This window comes from Plantactinospora sp. CNZ321 (assembly GCF_004217235.1).
Window position 1 is genome coordinate 6557459 of record NZ_SHKQ01000001.1, and the last position, 23454, is coordinate 6580912.

Sequence of the window (23454 nt, forward strand, 5' to 3'; positions counted from 1 at the left end):
GGGCCTCACGGGCTTCCCGCGCTCAGAGAAGGTCGTCCGTGATTCCCAGGAGGCCGCCGGAGGTGGAGGCGTCTACGTCTCCGGCATGGCCGCTGTCACCGATGACACCCGAGGTGGTGTCGCTGAGAGTGTTGCCGAGGCTGCCGGTGAGGCCGGTCACCGCCGAGGTGGTGCCGTCGAGCACCGGCGCTCCGGTGGAGCCGAGTGGTTCGAGGTCGAGCGCGTCGCCGACCCCGGTCACCGTGTCGGTCACGCCGCCGACGGTGCCGGTCACGCCGCCGACCGTGTCCGTCACGCCGCCGACCGTGCCGCCGACGCCGAGCGAGTCGACCAGCCCGGTGACGTCGTCCAGCGTGCCCCGCACGGTGTCCCCGGCGAAGTCGACCAGGCCGACCTGCCCGCCCTCGACGGCCTCCCCGACCGGACCGTCGGTGGAGCCGACCGCGTCGCCGGAATCGGTGAGCACCGGGTCCACCGCCTCGGAATCGAGGGTGTCGGCGACGTCCACACCGGTCGGCACCAGCGGGTCGACCAGACCCAGCGGGTCGGCGAGCGGGACGGCGCCGAATCCCGGCAGCACGCCGCCGAGCGTGCCCGGCGCGACACTGATCGCACCCAGCGTCGCCGCGGTGACGTCCGCGCCCGAGCCGGTCGACTGCGTGGGGACGCCGAACTGCGTGGCAACGCTCTGCAACTGACCGATGACACCGCTCGGGTCGAGCTGGAACTGACCCAGGCCCATCTCGTCGCCGACCGGCGCGAGCGAGGTGAGGCCCTGGACCGGCGCGTAGTCCACCACCAGCGGCACCACGTCCTGGACGTCCGCGACGCTGATGTCGGCCAGTCCGGCGTCGCGCAGCGTCCCCTCCGGGTCGATCTCGAAGGCCGACCGGGCGTCCGGATTGGTCAGCAGGTTCAGGACGAAGTCGTGCAGTGTCTGGGGCGAGCCCATGTGCCGGTCTCCTCGGTGCGGTCCCGCCCGGCCCGGGTCCGGTGGGGTGTGGTGGCCGCGTGTACGCCGCCGCCGGATGTCTGCCCCAGACGGTAGACCGGTTCCGCCGAGCCTGACATCGGGGACCGCGCCGGGGTTCCCCGACGGGTCCGCTAGGGCCGTGCCTTAGATCTGCGTTAGGGGCATAGGGGATGCGTTCCGGCCGAGTTAGGGTCCCGATGGCGGATAGATCTCTGGTACGAAAAGATGACTCCCTAACGGCCCACCGGGCGATCCCAGCCGCCCGGGGTCGTGCCCGGATGGGCTGCGACACGGTACGCGCCGTCCCGGGGTGATGACTCGCGGTGAAGGAATGATCGGATGCCCTACGTCCTCGGAATCGATATCGGCAGCACCGGTACGGCTGCCGCTGTCGCCCGCCTCCGGGGCAACAGCTGGGATCCCCCCGAACCCGTCCGGCTCGGGCCGGCGGGCTGCTCCGTCCCCTCCGTCCTGCTGATGTCGAGCAACCGGTCGATCACGGTTGCCGACCCGGACGAGTACGACGGCCCGGTCGACAGCGGCTGGGTCGCCCGTGGCTTCGGCAACCGGATCGGCGACGACGTACCGCTGCTGGTCGGCGGCGAGACGTGCTCGGCGCAGGCGCTCACCGCGATGCTCGCGATGTGGGTGGTCGAGCGGGTGGTCGACCAGGAACGCGAACGTCCAGAGGCGATAGTGCTCAGCCATCCGGCGGGCTGGGGCGACTACCGACGGCAGTTGCTCGGCGATGCGCTCTGGGAGGTCGGCCTCGCCGACGTGACCCTGCTGCCGGCGCCGGTCCTCGCGGCGGCCAGCCACGCCGCGCACGGCTTCACCGGCCGGACCCTCGGGGTCTACCTCCTCGGCGGGCACACCTACTCCACCGCCGTCGTCGACCGGGCCCAGCCACTCGGCTTCGACCTGCGCGGCGGGCTCGCCGACGCCGAGCCGCCCGCCGGGGCCGACTTCGACGAGGCACTGGTCGAACACGTCCGCGCCGGGCTGGCCAAGGAACTCGCCGATCCGACCGATCCACTCGTCCGGCAGGCCCTGCTCGGGCTGCGCCGGGAGTGCCGCCGGGCCAAGGCGGAACTGACCGCCGCCGACACCGCCGACGTACCGGTCCGGCTGCCCGGCCGGCAGACCCGGGTGCCGGTACGCCGCGCCGAGTTCGAAGACCTGATCCGGCCCGCCGTCACGCTGACCGTGGACGAGCTGACCCGTACGGTCCGGTCCTGCGGCCTGGCGCCGCACCGGCTCGACGGCGTCCTGCTGGCCGGCGGCTCGGCCCGGATCCCGCTGGTGCGGGAGCTGCTCGCGGCCAGATTCCCGGTACCCGTCGAGGTCGAGGCCGACCCGCAGCTCACCGTCGCGGCCGGCGCCGCGGTGGCCGGCAGTCAACTGCTGGACCGGCAGCGGGGCAACCGGCCACCACCCCGCCCGCCGGTGATGCGCCCACCCCGACCCGGTGCCCGGCGCGCGGAATCCCCGGCCCGCCGGCAACCCGGCCGGCCCGGCGACGGCCGCGAACCCGGCCGGTACGACGAGGAACGCTCCACACTGCCGCCCCGGCCGCCGGTCAAGATCACCCCCTTGGAGTTGCCGATGCGGGCACTGTCCCGCCTCGGGTCCGGCCGCGACAGCCGGGTCATCGGGCTGGCGGTCCTGGTGGCCGCGCTCGGCCTACTGCTCGGCGCGGCCGTCGGGGCGGATCCGCTGACCGTCGCCGCCCCGCCCGGGTGGGGCCGGTGACGACCGCCTTGACGCCGCGTACCGGCACCGACGCCCCGCTCGTACTGGACGAGCAGACCACCGCCTTCCTGGCCCGGGTCGACGCCGATCCGGGCGCACCGCTCTGCACCGCCGTACAGGCGGCGGGCGGGCACGGCAAGACGGCCGTACTGGCCCGGCTGCGCCGGGGCTACCAGCGGGCCGGGGTGCCCGTGCTCGATTCCTGGCGGGAGCTGACCGACCCGGCGGACCCGGACTGCGCCGTACTGGTCGACGACGCCCACCTGCTCGACGCCACCGCCCTGGCCGAGCTGCGCCGGCTGGCCGAGACCGGCCGGGCCCGGCTGGCGGTGGCGTTCCGGCCCTGGCCCCGGCCGGTCGGGCTGACCGAGCTGGCCGAGGTACTGCACCGCGGCGGTCCACCGGTGCTGCCCGGCCCGTTCACCGAGGCGCGCACCGCGGCCTACCTCGGCACCGCGTACGGCTCGGCACCCCCGCCCGGGGTCGCCCGGCTGGTGCAGGAGCAGACCGGTGGCGTACCCCGGTTCGTCGAGTGGCTGGCCCGGGCGCAGCGCCCGGCCGACCGCCGGCCCGCTCGCGTGCAGCGGCCGCACACCGGTGCCGACCGCCCGGCGCCGACCCTGGAGGTGCCCCGGTCGGTACTGCTCCAGTTCGCGCCGGAGCTGGAGAGCCTGGACATCGAGGTACGCCGGCTGCTGCTCGCGATGGCGGCCGGCCCGGCGCTCCCCACCGACCTGCTCGGCGCGCTGCTCTCCCGGCACCCGGACGAGCTCGACGAACTGCTGGCCGCCGCCCGGGCCGCCGGGCTGCTCGGGCCGGACGACCGGCTCGCTCCGATCGTCCGGCGGGCGATCGCCGCGCTGAGCCCGGCGAGCCAGCGGGCGGCCGTCTGGCAGCGCCTGGCGGAGTTGCAGCTACAGCGTGGCGGCCGGGTACTCCCGCTGGTCCGGTCGATGCTCGACGGCGGCTTCGGCGGCAGTTGCCCGGCCGGCGTCGCGGAGGCCGCCGGTGACGAGGCGCTGGGCGACGATCCGGCGCTGGCGGCCCGGCTCTTCGCGGTTGCCGGTGCGGCGGGGCGGCCGGTCGCCGCCCGGCGGGCGATGGCGGCGGCGCTCTCCGCCGACCTCGACTCCGCGCTGCGCCTGGCCGACCGGCTGATCGCCGCGCCGGACTCGCCGGACCGGGCGGACGGGGCGGCGGTCGCCGCGACCGCGCTGGTGCACCGGGGCCACACGGATCGCGCGGTCGAGCTGTACGGCTGGTCGGGTACCCCGTCCTCGCTGGCGTTCGCCGCTATCGGCGCGGCCGGCGCCGGCCGGGTCGAGCAGCTCGATCGGATCCTCGCCGACCCGCCCGCCGACGGTCCGCCGACGCTGCTCGCCAGTGCCGCGCTGCTGATGGCCCGAGGGTTGCGGGAGACTCTCTCCGGCCCGCCCACCGCCGCCCTCTCCACTCTGGTGCAGGCGTCCGCCCTGCTCGAACCGGCCGGCCGGTCGGTGCTGCTGCCGGAGACCCCGGCGGCGCTGGCCGCCCTGGTGGCGTTGCACTGCGGCGAGCTGGACATCGGCGAGCGGGCCCTGGACCGGGCCGTCGCCGCCGGGCTCGGCGCGGCGCTGACCGCCCGCCGGCACCGACTGCTCCAGGCCTGGCTGCTGATGGTCCGCGGCCGGGCCACCGAGGCCGCCGCACAGTTGGCGGCGGTCACCGCCGGCCCGGTACCGCTGGAATCCCGCGACCTGATCTTCGCCGCCGCGCTGGACCTCGGCACCGCCCGGCGCAACAGCGACCTGCCGGCCCTGCAACGCGGCTGGGAACGCGCCCGGGAGGCGGTGGTACGCCACCCGGTCGACCTGTTCACCCTGCTGCCGCTCGGCGAGTTCGCCATCGCCGCCGCCCGGCTCGGCGAGCTGGACCGGCTCGCCCCCTATCTGGGCGAGGCCCGGGACCTGCTGGCCCGGCTGGGCGACCCACCACTGTGGACGACTCCGCTGCACTGGAGCTGCCTGCACGCCGCGATCCTGGCCGACCGGCCGGCGGTGGCGGACGAGCACGTCGCCGCGCTGGCCGCCGCCACCGGGCACACCCGGTACGCCTCGGTGGTGGCCGCCGCCGGGCAGAGCTGGGTCGAGGTGCTGCGCGGCGCCGTCGACCCGGCGCGGGTGGAGACGGCCGCCCGGGGCCTGCACGGCATCGGACTCTGCTGGGACGGCGCACGGCTCGCCGGCCAGGCCGCGATCCGCACCTCCGACCGGAAGGCGATGACCACCCTGCTGGACTGTGCCCGGATGCTCCAGGGCCGACCGGCCGGCGCGAAGGGCGGCACCGCAGCGGCGGGTACCGGACCGGGCCGGGTGGCGGACGACATCGCGGTACCGGCCGAGAACCGGCTCAGCGAACGGGAGCGGGAGGTCGCGGAACTGGTGCTCAGCGGCCTGACGTACAAGCAGATCGGCGACCGGTTGTTCATCTCCGCCAAGACCGTCGAACACCACGTGGCCCGGATGCGTCAGCGGTTGAACTGCGCGAACCGAAGCGAGCTGCTGGCCCGGCTGCGTGCCATCGTCGAGGAGCGATCCGGCGGCCGTCCGGTCGGTTCGCCCTGGCCACAGCGGACGGCACGGTGAAGGCGGCGGCCCGGCGGATGGCGGCGCTCGGCTCCGGCCTCCGTCGAGGGGGTGCCGCCCGAGGGGGTACCACCCGTACCCCGGCGGACGCCGCACCCGTGGACGGCCCGGTCGGCCGGGCACGGCCGGCGGAACAGCCGGGTGACCGGGCACGGCCGGCGGAACAGCCGGGTGACCGGACACGGCCGGCGGAACAGCCGGGTGACCGGACACGGCCGGTGGATTCGGCGGAGCGGCCGGTCGGTCCGGTGCCCAGCCGGATCGTGGCCAAGGCTGCCGCCCTGCTCGTCGTCCTGACCGTCCTCTGGAGCTACGCCACCTTCCTGACCTCCCGGGACGCGATGGACCTGCTCGCGGTCCGCGCCCTCGGCACCCAGCTCGGCCAGCCGACCGACGCGCTGATCCTCGGCCTCCAGGCGGAACGCCGGCTCAGCATGGTCGAGCTGGCCGCGCCGGGACGGCACCGGGCCGCCCTGCGCGAACAGCGCGGCCGCACCGACGCGGCGGTCGGGGCGCTGCGGCGGTTCACCGGGGAGACGGATCTCCGGCTGGTCACCGTCGGCGGGGTCCGGGAACGGGCGGCGGAACTCATCCGGCGCCTGGACGACCTCCGGTCGCTCCGCGACGACATCGACGGCAGGCGGGTGGACCGGGCCAGCGCCGCCGCGTCGTACGCGAACATCATCGACGCCGGCTTCGCGGTGTACGGCTCGCAGTGGACCAGCCGGCGCAGCGACCTGATGGAGGAGACCCGCACCCTTCTCGCGCTCTCCCGCGCCGCCGAGCTGCTCTCCCGGGAGGACGCCCTGGTGGCCGGGGCGCTCGCCTCGCCCCGGTTGACCCCGGCGGAGCACGCCCGGCTGGTCGACCTCGTCGCGGTGGCCCGGTTCGTCCGGGCCGAGGCGGGTAGCGGACTGTCCGGGGCGGAGCGGGCCGACTTCGACCGGCTGGTCGACGGTCCGGTCTTCGCCACCCTGCACGCCGCCGAGACGGAACTCCTGGCGGCCGACTGGAACGGCGGAAACCCGCCGGTCCCGCCCGCCCGCTGGCAGGCGGCGACCGAACCGGCCCTGTCCGAACTGCGGGCCCTGGTCACCGCCGGGGTCCGGGACAGCGTCGACCGGGCCACCCGGGGCGCCGCCGGGGTGGTCACCCGGGCCGGCCTGGTCGGTGGACTCGGCCTGGTGGTGCTGGTGGCCGCCGCCGTACTGACCCTGCGCGGCTCCCGGCGGATCGTCGCCCGCCTCGACGAGCTGGGCGGTGAGAACGCCGCGCTGGCAAGTGCCCGGGACGGCCTGAGAGCGGAGCTGGCCGCCCAGCGGAACCGGGCCGCCACGCTGACCGACCGGGCGACCGAGCTGGCCGCGCAGCGCAAGCGGCTCGCCAGCCAGCGGGAGCAGCTCGTGGCGCAGACCGGGCGACGGCAGGCGGAGACCGAGCGGGTGACCGAGCGGGCCGCGCAGATCTCGGCCCGGCTCGCCGCGCACCAACGGGCCCGGGAGGTCAACGTCTGGTTGACCCGGGAGAACCAGAGCCTGCTGCACCGGCAGATCGGTCTGCTCGACGCGATGGAGCGGCGGGAGACCGAAACCGAGGAGCTGTCCGAGCTGTTCCAGCTCGACCACCTCGCCACCCGGATCCGGCGCAACGTGGAACAGCTGATCAGCCTCTCCGGCGGTACGCCCGGCCGGCGGTGGCGGCGACCGGTGCCGCTGGTCGACGTGGTGCGGGGCGCGGTCGCCGAGGTTTCGGACTATCCACGGGTACTGGTGGCGCCCAACTGGTCCGGGTCGGTCGCCGGACGGGCCCTGCCCGACCTGATCCATCTGCTCGCCGAACTCGTCGAGGCCGCGCTCGCCGGATCGGCCCCGACCACCACGGTCCGGATCGCCAACGAGGTACGCGACGGCGGTCGGGTGATCATCATCAGCGACGACGGTGTGGGCCGGGGCCCGGCCGAACTGGACGCGCTCAACCAGTTGATCCGGGACACTCCGAACACCGGCCCGCTCACCGGCGCCGTCGGGATGTACGTGGTCGGCCGGCTCGCCCGCCGGCACGGGGTCACCGTCGAATTGACGGCCGGCCCTCGGGGCGGGACGGCCGCGATCGTGCTGGTGCCGGCTACGCTGCTGATCGATACATCCGATCCCGCACCGACCCCTGCCCCGGGCACCACCGCCGCCCCGGGGCGGCCGGCCGACACCGTCGTCGGACCGCCGGCTGGTGCGCCCCGACCCGGGGCCGCCCCGGCGCTGCCGGTCCGGGTCCGCCGTCCGGACCCGGGCTCCCCGGTCGGCATCCCGAGCCGGGGGGCCGGCTCCGCTCCGAACGGCGCGCCGGTCCGGCGTGCCGCAACCGACTGGTCGGCGACGATGGAGCTGCCGGTAGCGCTCCCGGCACCCCGCGACGACCAACCCGAAAGCAGCGAGAGGACGACAGGTGACTCACGCAGTGGTCACGACGGATAACCTGGTCCGGATACTCGACGAGTTCGTGGACCGGGTCTCGGCGGCCGAGCACGCCGTGGCGCTCTCCCCCGACGGGCTGCTGCTCGGGGTCTCCCGGGGAGTCGGCGGCGAACTCGCCGACCAGCTCTCCAGTGTGGTCGCCGGGTTGCAGGCGCTGGCCCAGGCCGCCAGCCGCTACTCCGGTCCCGGCGGGGTCCGGCAGGTCATCGTGCAGATGCACCGGGCCTTCCTCTTCGTGGCCGCGACCCGGGGCGGCGCGATCCTCGCCGTCCGGTTCGCCGGGGACGCCGACGTCGACGAGATGGCGTACGAGGTGGCGTTGGCGGCCGGCCGGGCCGACACGCACCTGCCCACCTTTCCGGTACCGGCCGATGATCTGACCGGGGGGTGACACGCGGTGCGCACCGGTGCAGGAGGTCGGCACGACGACGCCTGGTACGACCAGGACGCCGGGCCGGTGGTCCGCCCGTACGCGATGACGCGGGGCAGGACGCAGCCGATTCGGGGACAGTTCGATCTGATCTCGCTGGTGGTGGCCCGCTGGCCGGTGCCGCAGCGCGCCGATCTGACTCCGGAGCAGTCCGAGATCCTCGCCAGTTGTCGCCGGCCGCTCTCGGTGGCGGAGATCGCCGCCGCGCTGGACCTGCCGGTCGGCACCGTACGGGTGCTTCTCGGCGACCTGCTGGAGGCGGGACTGATCGACACCCACGAGCCACCGGTGCTGGACGCGCCCTCGGAGGATCTGCTGGAGGCGGTGCTCGCCGGGCTGCGGGCCCTCTGATCCGCAGGGCCCGGGCCTGACCGGCGAGAGCGGCGCGGTGTCGCCGCCCGTGCAGCGAAAGGGGAGTCACGTGCGCAAGGTTCGACAACGTCCGGCGCGTACCCTGCCGGTCGCCGTCCTGGACGCACTGCTCGCCGGGGTCGCGGCGGTCCGTGCCCTGGCCCGCCGGATGGTCGGGCTGCTGCCGGTACGTCGCGGTGACCGGGTGGCGGCGGGCCTGATCGTCGCGGCGGCGCTGGTCGCGGTCATCGGCACCGGATTCCTCGTCGTCACACTGTTCCGCACGCCGGACCGGATGGCTCCGCTGGGTGTGGCGCCGCCGCCGTCGGCCGAGGCCGAGGTGGACCCCGGGGACGGCACGGACGACGGGGTCAGTGGCAGCGCGACCCCGCCCGCGGCCTCGCCGCTGCCGCCGTCGGCGACCCCGTCCCGGGCCGGGACCCGGAGCAGGCCGCAGCGCCCGGCGCCCCCGTCACCGGCCCCGCCGCCGACCCTGACCGCCCGGTACGCGACCGAGGACGTCACGCTGCTCAACTACACCGCCTCGGTGACCATCACGAACCCCGGCCCGGGTCCGGCCACCGGCTGGCGGCTCGTCATCACGCTGCCCCGACAGACCCAGTCCGTCGCGGCGGTGGATGGTGCCCAGGCCAGCCGCGAGGGCGCCACCTGGACCTTCGTCCCGGACCGGGCGACCAGCCGGGTGCCGCCGCGCGGCTCGGTGCAGGTGCGCTTCCGGGTCGACGGCGCGCTGATCGACGGCGAGCCCACCGCCTGCACGATCAACAACCGCCCCTGCCAGGCGTAACCTCCCGCCAGGGATCCTCCCGCCGGGTCGCTATTCGATCGTCCAGTCGAGCCGGCCCTCGGCGTCGACGGTCGGGCCGTACCGTCCGGCGTACGGCTCGCCGGTCTCCAGCGACCTCGCCACCCCGTTCAGCAGTTCGGCGACCGACGCCGGCCAGCCGTCGAACCCGGTACCGTCCTCGGGATAGAACTCGCCGACCCGGCCGTGCCCACCGGGCCGCTGGTCGACCAGCAGGCTTCCACCGTCACCCGCCGACGCGAACGGCACGAAGGACGGGTGCCACCAGTCCTCGTCGACCGGAGCATCGGCTCGGACCCTGCAGTTCACCGCCATGTCGGCGGCGATCTGGTCGAGCCGCATCGGCTGGTAGAAGGGGGGCAGATCGAAGTCGTCCGCGCCGTCGTGCCGGCGCAACGAGGCGACCAGGTCGGCCGGGAACGGCACCGACATCCGGGTCTGCAGGGCGGCGATCCGGGCCGGCGCGGCGGGCGGACGCAGGCCGGCCCGGCTACGCGGGGCATGCCGGGCGAGCCAGCGCTCGATGCGTAGCCAGGCGGCGTCGACCCTGGCCCTGGTCGCCGCGTCCGGCACGGTGGGGACGACCTTTCCGGTCGGGTGCGCGCAGGCGGCGACCGACGGCGACCGGGACGGAGTCGGGGTCCGGAGCGGCACCGGGGGCCGGGCGGTGGGCCAGGTGGTGACCGGCACCGGGAGCCGGGCGGAGGGCCGTGTGTCGTCCGGCGCGACCTGGGTCGTGCCGATCCGGTACCGGGTGACGGTGGCCGGATTGGTCGGCGCGACGACGTTCAGGCCACAGAGCAGCAGCACAGAGCCGAGAAAGACCACGAGCAGGACGATCAGCACCCGCTTGCCGCTGACCGTCCGGCGGGCCGGGGCCCGGACCAACCGGCGACCCGGCGGCTCCGCCGGGTCGCTGCCTGGTGTGGTCGGCGGTGCAGCCCCGGGCGGCGCGGCAGCGGTGGTGGCGGTTGGGCGACGGGTGGCGTGCAGCAGCGGATCGAGCCAGCCCGGGGCCGCCGCCCGGAACTCCTCCGGCCGGTCGGCCGCGTCAGCCGGGATCCGGCCGGCCAGCCCGACCGGCAGCCCGGCGAGTTCGTCGCCGTCGCCGACCGCGACGATCGTTCCGGCGAGGTCGCGTCCGGCGAGGACGTCGAGGGCCAGCGTGGTGTGGTTGGCCGCGTCCGGCCCCAGGTCGGCGACGAGCACCATCGGGGCGCCGAGCGCCCAGGCCAGGTCCGCGAGGGTCCAGCCGGCACGACCCAGCGGTACGACGAGACCGGGTGCCCCGGTCACCAGGACCAGCCCGTGGGTGCGCGACAGCGCCCCGACGAGCCCGACCAGGTCGTCGACGCCCACCGGGGATGCGGCATCGGCGCGCACCTCGACATGGCTGACGAGGCTGTCCCGCAGCAGCGTGCGCCGGTCGTCGGGACCGCCATCGGAGATGTCGTCGGGACTGCCGTCAGGACTGCCGTCAGGATTGTCGCCGGGATTGTCGTCGACGATCCGGAGCACCGCCGTCCGGGCCGTCGACGCCGCGCAGAGGGCGGCGGTGGCCAGGGCCCAGCTCGCGCCCGACGAGGTCGGGGCAACCACCCACGCTCCACCGTCCGGCCAGGACATCGCGGCCTCCCCAGGTCACCCCCGCCTGCCTCCCAGGTCGCCCGCAGCCTACCGAAACCGACCGGTACCCGCGGTACCGCTCCGGCCGACCGAGACCGCCGCCGCGCCCGTTTCGCCCGGGGTGCCGATGGGCAATTGAAGGACGGCGAGATGCGGACCGCAGCTCGGCGAAAAATCTGGAGGACACGATGGGCATGGGAGACAAGATCCGGCACAAGATCGAGGAAGTCGCCGGAGCGGCCAAGGAGAAGGTCGGCGAGGCGACCGACAACGAGCGGCTTCAGGCCGAGGGCGCCACCGAGCAGACCGAGGCGAACGTCAAGCAGGCCGGTGACCACGTGGGCGACGCCGCACGGGACACCCGGGACGCGTTCCGGCCCTGAGTTCCGCACCCGAACCCGGGTGGTGGCTGCCTCGACCCTGGGCACCCACCACCCGGGTTCGTCGTGCCGGCGCTACCTGTGTCGTGGTTTCCATTCGGCGGCGAGCAAGGCTAACCTAACTGCGAAATAGGAGAGGCTTACCTTAGTAAGGAAGAAGCAATGCCGTGCGGCTCTACCTGACCGCGCTCAACCCGACCGACTCGGTACTCGACGGCTTCCTGCCGGCGGCCGCCCGACTCGGGCTGCCGGTGACGGTACTGACCGACCAGCCCGACGCCTGGCCGACGAGCCCGGAACAGCGGTCCGGAGCGGAGGTGTCCGGCGCGGACGTCCGCGACGTGCGGGGCGTACTCGACGCGGTGCACCGGGGCGGCGAGCCACCGGTCGCACTGCTGTCCAACAGCGACCATCTACAGACCCCTACCGCGCTCGCCGCCGCATACCTGGGACTGCCCGGCAAGGACTGGCGGGCGACGCTGCGGAGCAAGGACAAGCTGCTGACCCGGCGTACCGTCGCCGACGCCGGACTGGACCGGGTGGCCGTGCTGGCGCTCGGCCCGGAGGATCCCCCGGAGCGGGCCGCGACCGTGCCGTTCCCGGCGGTGGTGAAGCCCCGGGAGGGCGTGGCCAGCGAGGACGTCTACCTGGTCGACGGGATGCCCGAGCTGCGCCGCCGGGTCGCCGAGATCCGGGCCCGCCGCCCGGGTCAGGGCCTGCTGGTCGAGGAGTACCTGGCCGGCGACCTGCACACCCTGGAGACCATCGGCGACGGCAACAGCACCGCCGTGCTCGGTGGCTGGCGGACCAGCCTCGGCCCGCCGCCGACCTTCACCGAGGAGGCCCTGGACTGGGCGCCCGACCTGCCGGCGCCGGTACTGGCCCAGGTACTCGCCCAACTCGACGCGCTCGGCGTCGGCTTCGGCGCCTGTCACACCGAGTTCGTCGTCTCCGGCGGCCGGGCCCGGCTGGTCGAGGTCAACTACCGGCTGATCGGCGACCGGGTCGACCTGGTGATGGCCGACCTGCTCGACCTGCCACTCTTCGCGCACGTGATCCGGATCCACTCCGGTGAGCCGCTGCCCGCGCTGCCCCACCCGGTCAGCCTGAACCGGCACGCCCGGGTCGAGTGGGTCTGCGCCACCCGTTCCGGGACCCTGGTCGCCGCACCGGGCCCGGTGGACGCGACCGGGCCGGCCGGGGTGCTGCTCGGCTCCCGTCCACTGCGGACCGTCGGCGTGACCGCACCGCTGACCGGGACCAATCGGGACTACCTGGCCGCGCTGCACGCCATCGGCCCCGACCCGAGGTCCGTGCGTGACGCACTGCGCGACCTCCGGGCGACCCACCGCTGGAAGATCGAGGGTTGACCACCCTGGACTCCGGGGCGGCCCGGTGAGCGGGACCGGCGCCGGTCGGCAACTCCCGCAGCGGGTGGACGCCGCCGAACGGCAGCTCTTCCAGCGGGTACTGGACGCGCTGCTCCGCGAGGACCACCTCGGCCTGGCCGGCAACGGGCACCGCAGCGGCCGGTGGTGGCTGACCCGGATCCCCGGCGCCCGGCTGCGGCTGCCGGTCCGGCCCGACGGCTTCCAGCACGAGCTGTGTACCGCCCGGCCGGAGCTCGTGGTCCTGCCGGACGGCGGGCCGGACGGGAAGCGGGTGTCATCGGACGGGGAGATCGACTCCGGTGGCCCGGGGCGGGTGGTCCGGCGCCTCGCCGAGTTGCTGGACGTTCTCGCGCCGGTGGACGATCCGGACGCCGAGGCGGGCTGGGCCGCGTTCCGCGCCGAGTGCCGGGACGATCTCGTCGCCCGCCGGCTCGCCGCCGAGACCCGCTACCGGGTCCACGCCGACCTGCTCGCCGCCCGTGCCCGTACCCCGGACGGGATGGCCGGAGCGCTGCTCGACGACGTACTGGCCGCCCGGGCGGACCACCCGGTCTATCCGACCAGCCGGGCCCGGATCGGCCTGGACCGTGCCGCCCTGCTCGGGTACGCCCCGGAACACGCCCCGACCTTCGCGCTGCGCTGGCTGCCGGTGCCCCGCGCCGAGCTGACCCTGAGCGGTGCGCTGCCGGGCTGGTGGCCCTCGGCCGGGGAGCCGGAGACCGTGCTGCTGCCGGTGCATCCGGTCACCGCCGACCGGCTGCGCCTGCCGGTCGGCGGTGACGTGCCCGAGGTGCGCGTCCGGCCGACCCTGTCGACCCGGACGGTGGCGCTGGTCGCCGACCCGTACACGCACCTGAAGCTGCCGCTGGCCACGGCGACGCTCGGCGCCCGCAACGTTCGTACCATCGCGCCGGGCACCCTGGTCGACGGCGCGGAACTGCACCGGTTGCTGGCCCGGATCGCCGCCGCCGAGCCGGCGTTCGCGGGCCGGATCCTGCACGCCGACGAGAGCTGCCACGGCCATGCCGGCGACCCGGTCCGGTCCTTCCTGGTCCGCCGCTTCCCGGCCGGGCTTGTCGGGCGGGCGGTGGTCCCGGTCGCCGCGCTGGCCGCCGAGGACCCGGCCGGCGGGACCGTCGCGCAGCGGGTGGGCGGGCCGGACCCGCGCCCGCTGCTGGAGTCCTACCTGGACCTGCTGGTCGACTGGCACGGCTATCTCTGGCTGCGGCACGGCATCGCGCTGGAGGCGCACCAGCAGAACATCCACCTGGTCCTCGACCCGCCCGACGACACCTCCCCCGGTGGCGGGCTCCGGCTGCTCTACAAGGACAACGACGGTGCCCGGTTGGCCCGGCGGTCCGGGCCGGCGCTGCGGGACGAGCGGATGTGGGTCGCGGACCCCGGCGAGCTGGCCGACGTCTTCACCACGATCACCCTGCACCTCGCCGCGGCCGCGCCGCTGCGCGCCCTCGCCGAGCGGGGCGTACCGGTACCGGCGCCGGGTCCGGCGCTGCGCCACCGGCTGCTCGCCGCCCGGGACCGCTGGGCCGGCCCACCCGCCGGCTGGGACGCGGCCGCCGGCTGGGACGCGGCCGCCGCCGGGCGGCTGCTCACCGAACGCGTGCTGACCGCCGACCGCCTACCCGTCAAGGCGATGCTCACCGCTGGAACACTGCTGCCGAAGCAGCGCACCGGCTGTGCCGACATCAACAAGTACTACCTGCGTACCGGCCCCAACTACCTGCGGTCCGATCGGTGAGCGGGGTCCGATGGTGAGCGCGGCCCGGGCCGGCCGCGTCGTGGCAAGGAGCTGTCGATGACCGCCGCTGTGTCCCGGCCCACCGCCGACGTCGCCAGCACGCACACGCTGCTCGGCTGTGTCGCCCGGGAGATCGCCGGTCCGGACCGGCAGACCACGCTGGCCGACGGTCACGCCGTGGTACGGCTGCCGCGCAGTGCCGTACTGCTGCGCTGCGCGGTGGCCCGGGTCTCCGAGGTGGGTGCGCACCGCTACGAGGGCCCGGTGCAGCGGTTCTCCGGCGGCGTCTGGTCACCGGTCGACGCGGCCGGGCTCGCCACCCTGGTCGCCGACGAGCTGGCCCTGCGCACCGGGGTCCGCAACGACGAGTTCACCGGCCAGGTGGTGGCGAGCCGGGACGCGCTGGACCGGGTACTCCGGCTGCGCCCGCCGGCCGATCCGGACCCGACCGGCGACCCGGTCGTCGACTCCTACGTGGACTCCGAACAGTCGCTTGTGCACGGTCATCCCCGACACCCGGCCCCGAAGTGGCGCAGCGGCGACGTCGATGCGTGGAACGCGTACGCCCCGGAGCTGCGTACCAGCCTGCGGCTGCGCTGGATCGCCGTACCGGAGGGACTGCTCGGCTCGGAGGGACCGTTCGACGAGCTGATCGAGGTACTCGATCCGCCCCGAGCGCCGGCCGGGCACGCCGTGCTGCCGGTGCACCCGTGGCAGTACGAGCTCTCCGGCCCGCTCGACTCCCGGCTGCGCGACCTCGGGACCGCCGGTGCCGTACTGCGCCCGACCGCCAGCGTGCGTACCCTCTACGCGCCCCGGGCCGACCTGTTCGTCAAGACCAGCCTGCACGTCCGGATCACCAACTGCGTGCGGAAGAATGCCCGATACGAGTTGACCGGCGCGGTGGCGCTCACCCGGCTCCTCGCCGGGCTGCCGCTGCCGGCCGGGGTGGCGCTGCTGCCCGAGCCGGCGTACCGGACGGTGGAGTTGCCGGAGCTGGACGAGACGTACGGGGTGATCCTGCGCGGCGGGTTACGTCCGCACCTGGCCGAGGGCGAGACGCCCCTGCTCGCCGCTGCCTTGGCCGCCGCACCGCTGGCGGTGGCGGATCCGGTCGGCTGGTGGGAGGCGTACGTCCGGCTGCTCGTTCCGGCCGTGCTGGAACTCTGGGGGCGGCACGGAGTGGTGCACGAGGCACACCTGCAGAACGTGGTGGTGGTGCTGGACGCCGAGCGGTGGCCGGTGCGGATGTTGCTGCGCGACCTGGAGGGCGTCAAGCTCGACACCGAACGCCGGGCCGACTGGCTCGCCCGGCTGCCGGCCCCGATCGGGTACGACCCGGAGCAGGCGTTCAACCGGGTCAGCTACTGCCTCTTCGTCAACCATCTGGTGGAGCTGGCCGGGGCGCTGGCCGACGCGCACCCCGGGGTCGAGGCGCGGCTCTGGGCGACGCTGCGCGAGGTGGTCCGCGAGACGTCGGCCCGGCTCGGTGATCCGCCCCGGCTGCGGGCGCTGCTGGCCGGCGTACCGCTGCCGGTCAAGGCCAACCTGCTGGTGCGCTGGCAGCGGGCCGCCGACCGGCACGCCGACTACCTGCCCTTTCCCAATCCGCTCGGCGGAGACCGCTGATGAGCGCGAGCCGGTCCCGTCAGAGTCAAGACAGGTAAGGCAGACGCACTCGAACAACTCAATCAGCAAACGATCATAGAAAATGAAATGCTGCTCCTCTGGAAGTTCCTAGGAGATCTCGAAGACGAGAAGCTTAACGGGTTTCTGCGTGATGTCGACACGCTTGCCGAGCAATGGAGCAAGGAGTGACCAAGGGCAACTACCGAAAGGCCGCCCAGACTCAGTGAGCGCGAGGAGTGAGCCGGGGTTGGCGAGTCCCGCAGCGCGTACGAACGGCGACCCGGTGACCGGGCACGCCAAGCCGAGCTACTGGTACGACCTGGCCGGGCTGGACGTTTCGGCGGCGACGATCCGGGCCGCGTTGCCGCCCGGGGTCGAGCTGCTGTACGCGATGAAGGCGAACCCGGACCCGGGAATCCTGCGTACCCTGGCGCCGCACGTCGACGGCTTCGAGGCGGCCAGCGGCGGCGAGCTGCGGCACCTGGCCGAGGTCTTCCCGGGCACTCCCCCGGCGGCGTTCGGCGGACCGGGCAAGACCGATGCGGAACTGGTGGCCGGGCTGGCCGCCGGGGTACGCCGGTTCCACGTCGAGTCCCCGACCGAGCTGCGCCGGCTCGCCCGGCTGGCCGCGACCCGGGGTACGGTCGCCGACGTCCTGCTCCGGGTCAACCTGCCGGTGCCGGTCGGCGAGGCGGTGCTGGTGATGGGCGGCCGGCCGAGCCCGTTCGGGATGTCGCCGGAGGACGCGCGGGCCTGTGCCCGGCTCGATCTGCCGGGGATCCGGATCCGCGGCGTGCACGCTCACCTCGGCAGTGGGCTCGGCGCGCCCGCCGCCGCCGAGGTGGCCCGGACGGTCGTCGAGTGGGCGGTGGCCGAACTCGACGCCCGGGAGGTGAACGTCGGCGGTGGCATGGCGGTCGACTACGCCGATCCGGCGGCCCGGTTCGACTGGCCGGCGTACGGCGCCGCGCTGGCGGGGCTGCTCGCCGCGCATCCCGGCCGGACGTTGCGGATCGAGCCTGGCCGCGCGATGACCGTCTACTGTGGACATTATCGGGTCGGGGTGCTGGACGTGAAGTGCTCCGGTGCCGAGTGGTTCGTGGTGGTGACCGGGGGCACGCACCAGATCCGCACCCCGGCGGCGAAGGGGCACTCGCAGCCGTTCACCGTGCTGCCCCGGTCGGAGTGGGACTATCCGTTTCCCCGGCCGGTCACCGGGGCCGGCCCGGTGACGATCGTCGGGCAGCTCTGCACCCCGAAGGACGTGCTGGCCCGGGTGCCGGACGCGGCCGGGCTGCCTCCGCCGGGCCGGATCGCGGCCGGCGACACGATCGTCTTCGGCATGGCCGGCGCGTACGCCTGGAACATCAGTCACCGGGACTTCCTGATGCACGATCCGCCCGAGTTCCGGACCGGAGTGCCGAACGACTGACCACCGAGACACCAGCCCCGCCCCGCACCGCACCTCACCGAGGTGAGGCGCCGCAAGATTCTTGGTGATCTGTGGTTCGTAGGGAACCGTAGGTCTCCGAGAATCTTGACGGCCGTTCCACATGGTGGGCATCACCGACGTCGCAACGCTGGAGAACTGACCGCGCGGGGATCTCTGACTACAGTCAGAGGAATGACCGGGATGCCCGCACAGGGGGCGATGATCGAACAGGCGCGGTCGCTCCGCGACTTCAACCGCTACTACTCCCAGCGGATCGGGCTGCTCACCGACCGCTATCTAGGGCAGGACCGCCCGCTCAGCGAGGCGCGGCTGCTCTACGAGATCGGCGCCGGAGCCCGGCCGAGTGGTGCGCGGCGGGCGGGGGCGGCCCTCCGCGACCTGCGCGGCCGGCTCGGCTGGGACTCCGGCTACCTCAGCCGGTCGCTCCGCTCCCTCGAAGGGCAGGGCCTGGTCCAGCTCCGGACAGCCGAGACGGACGGTCGGGTCCGGATCGCCGAGCTGACCGCCGCCGGCACCGCCGAACTCGCCGAGCTGGACCGGCGGTCGACCGCCGCCGCCGCCGAACTGCTGGCGCCGCTCACCGGCACGCAGCGGGCGGAGCTGATCGCGGCCCAGCGGCGCACCCGCCGACTGCTCCGGCTGGCCACCGTCACAATCGAGGGCATGGGGGCCGACTCGGCCGCCGCCCGCGAGTGCCTGACCGGGTACGCCGCCGAACTGTCGCACCGGTTCCCCGAGGGATACGACAGCCGGGCCCTGGCAGACCCGGCCGAACTCGGCGGGACCGGCGGCGCGTTCCTGGTCGCCCACGAGCAGGGGCGCCCGGTCGGCTGCGGCGGGATCCGGACCCTTGGGCCGGGCGTCGCGGAACTCTGCCACCTGTGGGTGCACGGCGACGCCCGCGGCCTGGGGCTCGGCCGCCGGCTCCTCGCCGAGTTGGAACGGCAGGCGGTGACCCGTGGCCTGCACACCGTGCGGCTGGGCACCCACCGATCGCTGCCCGAGGCGGCGGCGCTCTACCGCTCGGCCGGCTACCGGGAGATCCCGGCGTACGGCGACAGCCCGTACAACCAGGTCTGTTTCGAGCGGACGGTCGCCGGGGGCGTACCCGGAGGCTCACCGCCCTCGCTGGACGGCCGGCGGTTCCGCGCGGTGGCCGAGGTCGACGGCGGCGAGGTCGGCGCCGAAACCGTCTTCGACTACCGGGAGCGCGACGGAGAGATCTCGGCGGCGTACTCCGGGGGCAGTGTCCGGCGCGGCCACCTGGTCGGCACCCGGGACGGCGACACCCTCGACTTCCGCTACGTGCAGCTGAACACCGCCGGCGAAACCTCCACCGGCCACTGCCACAGCCGGATCTCGATGCTGCCCGACAACCGCCTCCGCCTCCACGAAACCTGGTCCTGGGAATCCCGCACCGGCTCCGGCACCAGCACCGTCGAGGAAATCCCCTACCGGTGACCTACTTCAGGGAAAGAGTGGGCTCGCCGCGCGCTGTAGGCACTCCTTCCGTGAAGTAGTGCCTCCCGTCTCGGCAGCGGAAGGTGTCAGACCCCGGAGGGGTAGGTTTCCAGTTCGCCGGGGGCCGGTGATGCGGGCAGCGGGTGTAGGGCGGTGGTGTGGTCGCACCAGATGAAGGCGTCGTAACGGTCGCCGAGCCGGGTCGGCACGTAGTTGCCCCACGCCTCGAACGACGGGTCGTAGACCACTCCGATCGCCCGGTGGTCGGCCTCCTCGACCAGCCAGTCCGGCCGGTCGGCCGCGCCCCCGTCGGCCGCGCCCCGGCGCGCAGCGCCCCGGTCGGCCGCGCCCCGGCGCGCAGCGCCCCGAGTGGCGGGGTCGAAGACCAGCAGGGCCCGCTCGGGGAGCAGGTGGTGCAGCCGCTCCTCGACCGAGCCGGCCCGGGCCGCCGGCACGGTCAGCACCTCGGCCGGCGCACCCCACCGGTTGGCGGCGACCACACTGCCTTGGTAGCTGCCGAAGCCGACCAGCACCACGTCGTCGGTGCCGTAGCGCTCCCTCGCCAGGTGGCCGATGTTGACCATCCCGCCGGTGGCCATGTCGGTGGCCCGGGCGTCGCCGACGTGCGTGTTGTGCGCCCAGACCACCGCCCGGGCCCGCGGGCCGTAGCGGTCGAGCAGCCGGTCGAGGGTGTCGATCATGTGGCTGTCCCGGACGTTCCAGGACTGCGGGCCGCCGCCGACCATCGCCCGGTAGTACCGCTCCGCGCCGGCCACCACCGCCGCGTTCTGCCAGGCCGAGAAGGCGTCGGCACCGTCGGCGGCGGCCCGTTCCCGGGTACGCGCCAACAGCCGCACCACCTCGTCCTCACACCGGGCCGAGACGAACCGGCTGGCCAGCCCGTACTCCTCGATCCGGCTGCCGTACGGCTCGAAGCACCGGTACGCCTCCTGGGCGGCCTCCAGCGACGCCGGGTCCTCCTCGCCCAGGTAGTCCAGGATCGCCTGCATCGAGTCCCACAGGCTGTAGACGTCGAGCCCGTGGAAGCCCACCCGCAGATCGTCCGCCCGGTCCAGGTTCCACGCCCGCAGCCACCGGCAGAAGCGGGCCACCTCGGCGTTCGCCCACATCCAGGTCGGCCATCGCTGGAACCGCTCCAGCGCGCGCTGCGGATCGTCGTCGCCGCCCGGTGCACCGGTCACCGAGCGGTGCACCAGGTCGCAGTCCGGCCAGTCGCCCTCCACCGCGACGAACGAGAAGCCGCACTCGGCGATCAGCCGCCGGGTCACCTGCTCGCGCAGCCGGTAGTAGTCGTACGTGCCGTGGCTCGCCTCGCCGAGCATCACCACCCGAGCCGAGCCGATCCGTTCCAGCAGCGGATCGAAGTCGTCCGGTGCCCCGAGCCGGTGAACCTGCATGGGCGCGGCTACCCCACGGCCCGGGACGGTAAACCCGTGGTGTGGCGGGGGAACGACCGGGTAATCGACCGGGTATGCGAGCCAACGCGATCCAGTTCCAGGAGTCGCTCGCCGGCCTGGACTACCCGGTGTCAAAGGAGGACCTGGTCCGCTGGGCCCAGGAGACCGGGGTCGACACCCAGACCCTCAGGTTGCTCCAGTCGCTGCCGGTCGAGCAGTTCGAGACCCCCACCGAGATCGGCGACGCGATCATCGAAGTCTCCTGACCCGCTGTGAAACAACGGTTCAGGCGCCGGCAGCGCCGTTCAGGTATGCCAGCACCGCCAGCACCCGGCGGTTGTCGTCGTCCGACGGCGCCAGGTCGAGCTTGCCGAAGATGCTGGCGGTGTGCTTGCCGACCGCGCTCTCGCTGAGGAAGAGCCGCTGCCCGATGGCGCTGTTCGAGCGCCCCTCCGCCATCAGCTCCAGCACCTCCCGCTCCCGTGGGGTCAGCCGGGCCATCGGGGCGTCCCGGCTGCTCCGGGCGACCAGCTTGGCGATCACGTCCGGGTCCATCGCCATACCGCCGCCGGCCACCCGGCGTACCGCGTCGACGAACTGCTCCGCGTTGAAGACCCGGTCCTTGAGCAGGTAGCCGACCCCGCCGGTGCCGTCGGCGAGCAGTTCCCGGGCGTAGAGCTGCTCCACATGCTGGGAGAGGACCAGCACCGGCAGGCCGGGCACCTCCCGGCGGGCCGCCAGCGCCGCCTGGAGCCCTTCGTCGGTCTGGGTGGGCGGCAGGCGTACGTCCACCACGGCCACGTCGGGACGCAGCTCCAGCAACGCCGCCAGCAGCTCCGGACCGGTCTCCACCGCCGCCACCACCTCGAAGCCGTGCGCGGTCAGCATCCGGGAAAGGCCGTCTCTCAGGAGATAGAGGTCCTCGGCGAGGACAACGCGCACGGCACCTCCAGCTTCACCGTCGTCGGGCCTCCCGGCGGGCTGCTCAGGTCGACGACCCCGTCGAATGTACCGAGCCGGCGGACAATGCCGCGCAGTCCGCTGCCCCCCGTCTCGTCCGCGCCGCCCCGCCCGTCGTCGGCGACCACGATCCGCAGCCGGCCGTCGGCGTACCCGAGATCGACGGTGATCCGGGCGGCTCTGGCGTGCTTCACCGCGTTGGTGAGCAGTTCGCTCACCGCGAAGTACGCCGCCGACTCGATCGGCGGCTCCGGCCGGCCCGGCAGGTCGACGGTGACGTCGGTCCGGACCGGGAGGTCCAGGGCGAGTGCCCGGACCGCGTCGACCAGCCCGCGCTCGGCGAGTACCGGTGGATGGATGCCCCGGACCAGGTCGCGCAGTTCGGTGAGCGCCTGCGCGGACGCCTGCCGCGCCTCGGCCAGCAGCGCGCGGGCGGCCTGCGGATCCCGGTCCATCAGGTACTCGACGTTGCCGAGGTTGATCCCCATCGCCACCAGCCGGGCCTGGGCGCCGTCGTGCAGGTCGCGTTCGATCCGGCGCAGCTCGGCCGCCTGGCTCTCGGTGGCGTCGGCCCGGGTCTCGGTGAGCCGCTGGACCCGCAGCGCCAGCCGGGCCTTCGCGGTCGGGGCGAGCAGCAGCGCGACCCACCGGCCGTTGCGCCGCAGCACCGCCGGGGCGGCCAGCAGGCCGAGCGTGGTCAGGGCCAACCCGACCGGGATCGCCGCCGCCTCGGAGCCGGCGACCGAGGCGTACCAGTCGGTGCCGCCGTCGGTCCGCAGCCCGACCAGCATCCAGAACCGCGGCAGGGCCAGGCCGAAGATCCCGTAGCCGATCGCGGCGAGCGGGGCGGCCAGGGAGAGCCCGCCGACGAACGGGTCGAGCAGCAGCCAGCCGAAGTCCCGCCAGCTCGCCGGATCCCGGGTGAGCCAGCGCAGTCGCAGGTTGTAGGCCGCCCACCGCTCGGTCTGGTACAGGTGGTTCCCGACCTGGTAGCGGCCGTCCGGCCGCCGGTCCGGCATCCCCGGCCGGGGCAGGTACGGCGACTCCACCGGCACCCCGCTCCACCGCCCGGCCAGCCGGCGGCGCAGGTCCGGCAGCCAGCGGATGTTCTGGATCACCGGTGGCAGCACCACCACGATCCCCAGCCCGTAGGTCAACAGCAGGGCGACGGCGGAGAGCACGGCCAGCGGCAGGGCGGCCAGGCTCAGCCCGAGCAGGCAGAGCAGCCGGAGCAGCAGCATGAGTTGGCGGCCGTACCAGACGCGGAGGCGGCCGGGCTGGCGATCGGTCGGCGCCAGCCACCAGCGGGTCCACCCCAGGTGCAGGGTACGCAGCCAGGGCGCCACGGCCAGGCCGGCGGCGGCGACGGCGAGCCCGGCCGGTACCGCCCACCAGTGCCGGGCGGCGTTGCTGGCCGCATACCAGGCACCGGCGGCGACCAGCCCGACCGGCAGGCCGCCGAGGAGCAGCCCGACCGCCGGGGTGAGGGTCATCCAGCCGAGGTCGCGGAAGGTGGCCGAATCCCCGAGCAGCCAGTCCAGCCGGCGGAGGAACGCCGGCACCCAGGGCCGCCGGTAGAGCCGGTTGTCGTGCAGATAGCGCCCGTCCGCCTCCGGCCGCGGCGGCGCCGGCCGGGGCCGGTACGGCGAGCCGAGCGGCGCGGCGCCGGCCCCGGCCACCCGCCGTACCAGATCGGTGTGCCGCCGCCCGGCCAGGATCGGCACCGGCAGCAGGAAGATCAGCCCGAGCCCGAACCCCGGCAGGAAGAAGACCAGGTGCACCAGGAGCGACACCGCCCCGGCCAGGCCGAGCCCGGCCAGCGCCGCCCCGTGCAGCAGGGCGAGCCCGGCGGCGCGTACCGCTCTGGTTGTCATGCGATCAAGTCTGGCCTCTTCCGGTCGGCGGCGGCAGTGCCGGAACGCGCCGGGCGGGGGTGGGGTTAGCTACACC

At 74.5% G+C, this 23454-nt stretch carries 18 protein-coding genes; 13 read left to right on the top strand and 5 right to left on the bottom strand.

Features of this window, described 5'->3' with window-relative positions; all coding sequences use genetic code 11:
• Positions 1 to 22: 22 nt before the first annotated feature.
• A complete protein-coding gene (locus EV371_RS28425; RefSeq protein WP_130464752.1) occupies positions 23 to 952 on the bottom strand; it encodes an IniB N-terminal domain-containing protein in 930 nt (309 codons plus the stop codon).
• Between the two features lie 360 nt (positions 953 to 1312).
• Here EV371_RS28425 and EV371_RS28430 point away from each other — a divergent pair, with 360 nt between their 5' ends.
• From EV371_RS28430 to EV371_RS28455, 6 genes are all read left to right on the top strand, one after another.
• Complete coding sequence (locus tag EV371_RS28430) at positions 1313 to 2725, top strand: Hsp70 family protein (RefSeq protein ID WP_130464753.1); 1413 nt, start codon at positions 1313 to 1315, stop codon at positions 2723 to 2725.
• Positions 2722 to 5349: a helix-turn-helix domain-containing protein gene (locus EV371_RS28435; protein ID WP_207230634.1), complete on the top strand. Its 2628-nt coding sequence runs from the start codon at positions 2722 to 2724 to the stop codon at positions 5347 to 5349. The genes EV371_RS28430 and EV371_RS28435 overlap by 4 nt, the downstream gene beginning before the upstream one ends.
• A gap of 218 nt (positions 5350 to 5567) precedes the next feature.
• Positions 5568 to 7820, top strand: a complete 2253-nt coding sequence (locus EV371_RS28440; RefSeq protein ID WP_165436860.1) for a nitrate- and nitrite sensing domain-containing protein — start codon at positions 5568 to 5570, stop codon at positions 7818 to 7820.
• Positions 7792 to 8211 (top strand): roadblock/LC7 domain-containing protein, encoded by a 420-nt coding sequence (locus tag EV371_RS28445; protein WP_130464755.1) that lies wholly within the window; start codon positions 7792 to 7794, stop codon positions 8209 to 8211. Before EV371_RS28440 ends, EV371_RS28445 begins: the two co-directional genes overlap by 29 nt.
• Positions 8212 to 8217: 6 nt before the next feature.
• A complete protein-coding gene (locus tag EV371_RS28450) occupies positions 8218 to 8601 on the top strand; it encodes a DUF742 domain-containing protein (RefSeq protein WP_349340837.1) in 384 nt (127 codons plus the stop codon).
• A 70-nt stretch (positions 8602 to 8671) separates the two neighbouring features.
• Complete coding sequence (locus EV371_RS28455; RefSeq protein WP_130464756.1) at positions 8672 to 9409, top strand: cellulose binding domain-containing protein; 738 nt, start codon at positions 8672 to 8674, stop codon at positions 9407 to 9409.
• 30 nt (positions 9410 to 9439) lie between these two features.
• On the opposite strand, the gene EV371_RS28460 is transcribed toward EV371_RS28455, so the two are convergent.
• Entirely contained in the window at positions 9440 to 11026 is a 1587-nt protein-coding gene (locus EV371_RS28460; protein WP_165436861.1) for an SMI1/KNR4 family protein, read from the bottom strand.
• A 221-nt stretch (positions 11027 to 11247) separates the two neighbouring features.
• Between EV371_RS28460 and EV371_RS28465 the strand changes: the two genes are divergently transcribed.
• The 6 genes from EV371_RS28465 to EV371_RS34735 all read left to right on the top strand — a co-directional run bounded on the left by EV371_RS28465 (position 11248) and on the right by EV371_RS34735 (position 19126).
• On the top strand, positions 11248 to 11436 hold the full coding sequence (locus EV371_RS28465; RefSeq protein ID WP_349340835.1) for a CsbD family protein: 189 nt from the start codon (positions 11248 to 11250) through the stop codon (positions 11434 to 11436).
• A gap of 164 nt (positions 11437 to 11600) precedes the next feature.
• Positions 11601 to 12803, top strand: coding sequence for an ATP-grasp domain-containing protein (locus EV371_RS28470; RefSeq protein ID WP_130464759.1), 1203 nt, complete (start codon positions 11601 to 11603; stop codon positions 12801 to 12803).
• A gap of 25 nt (positions 12804 to 12828) precedes the next feature.
• Positions 12829 to 14583 (top strand): IucA/IucC family siderophore biosynthesis protein, encoded by a 1755-nt coding sequence (locus EV371_RS28475; protein ID WP_486484821.1) that lies wholly within the window; start codon positions 12829 to 12831, stop codon positions 14581 to 14583.
• Between the two features lie 57 nt (positions 14584 to 14640).
• Positions 14641 to 16212, top strand: a complete 1572-nt coding sequence (locus EV371_RS28480; protein ID WP_130464760.1) for an IucA/IucC family protein — start codon at positions 14641 to 14643, stop codon at positions 16210 to 16212.
• Between the two features lie 247 nt (positions 16213 to 16459).
• Positions 16460 to 17644, top strand: a complete 1185-nt coding sequence (locus tag EV371_RS28485) for a type III PLP-dependent enzyme domain-containing protein (protein WP_486484822.1) — start codon at positions 16460 to 16462, stop codon at positions 17642 to 17644.
• A 192-nt stretch (positions 17645 to 17836) separates the two neighbouring features.
• Positions 17837 to 19126, top strand: a complete 1290-nt coding sequence (locus EV371_RS34735; protein WP_486484823.1) for a bifunctional helix-turn-helix transcriptional regulator/GNAT family N-acetyltransferase — start codon at positions 17837 to 17839, stop codon at positions 19124 to 19126.
• A gap of 86 nt (positions 19127 to 19212) precedes the next feature.
• On the opposite strand, the gene EV371_RS28495 is transcribed toward EV371_RS34735, so the two are convergent.
• Entirely contained in the window at positions 19213 to 20544 is a 1332-nt protein-coding gene (locus EV371_RS28495; protein WP_130464762.1) for an erythromycin esterase family protein, read from the bottom strand.
• Between the two features lie 74 nt (positions 20545 to 20618).
• Here EV371_RS28495 and EV371_RS28500 point away from each other — a divergent pair, with 74 nt between their 5' ends.
• Positions 20619 to 20810 (top strand): DUF2795 domain-containing protein, encoded by a 192-nt coding sequence (locus EV371_RS28500; RefSeq protein WP_130464763.1) that lies wholly within the window; start codon positions 20619 to 20621, stop codon positions 20808 to 20810.
• Positions 20811 to 20829: 19 nt separating this feature from the next.
• Here the strand turns inward: EV371_RS28500 and EV371_RS28505 are convergent, their stop codons facing one another.
• Both EV371_RS28505 and EV371_RS28510 read right to left on the bottom strand, forming a co-directional pair.
• Entirely contained in the window at positions 20830 to 21486 is a 657-nt protein-coding gene (locus EV371_RS28505; RefSeq protein WP_130464764.1) for a response regulator, read from the bottom strand.
• Positions 21450 to 23378 (bottom strand): sensor histidine kinase, encoded by a 1929-nt coding sequence (locus EV371_RS28510; protein WP_130464765.1) that lies wholly within the window; start codon positions 23376 to 23378, stop codon positions 21450 to 21452. Before EV371_RS28510 ends, EV371_RS28505 begins: the two co-directional genes overlap by 37 nt.
• Between the last annotated feature and the right edge of the window lie 76 nt (positions 23379 to 23454).